This is a genomic window from Herbaspirillum sp. C7C2 (assembly GCF_022627865.1).
Taxonomy (GTDB): Bacteria; Pseudomonadota; Gammaproteobacteria; order Burkholderiales; family Burkholderiaceae_D; genus Herbaspirillum; species Herbaspirillum frisingense.
This window is the reverse complement of record NZ_JABXGI010000083.1, coordinates 1-262: the sequence shown is the minus strand read 5'-3', so window position 1 is coordinate 262 and position 262 is coordinate 1. Positions and strand designations below refer to the sequence as shown.

Here is a 262-nt window from a genome sequence, read left to right as displayed (position 1 = left end):
CCGCGAAGCCTGGGCACCGCTGATGGACGAAGTCGGCGGTGCCGTCGAACGCGCGCTCGACGTTCCGCGCGCCAAGAAGCCATTCTTCGTTGTCGCGTTTCTGGCAGCGCTTGGTGGCGGTGTCGTCTCGATTTACAACGACTTCAAGATGTCGATGCATATTCTGGGCGCCACCATTCGCGGCGCGCAGCTGAAATATGGTCGTGGGAGCGGAATTCCGATTGCCGCCATCGTGACGCAGATGGACCGCATGGGCGTGGGT

The 262-nt window shown here is 61.8% G+C and carries 1 protein-coding gene; it reads left to right on the top strand.

The genetic code is table 11. From position 1 onward, the window contains the following. Positions 1–22: 22 nt before the first annotated feature. On the top strand, positions 23–262 hold a 240-nt coding region (locus tag HWE04_RS24325), incomplete at its 3' end, for a hypothetical protein (RefSeq protein ID WP_241813938.1).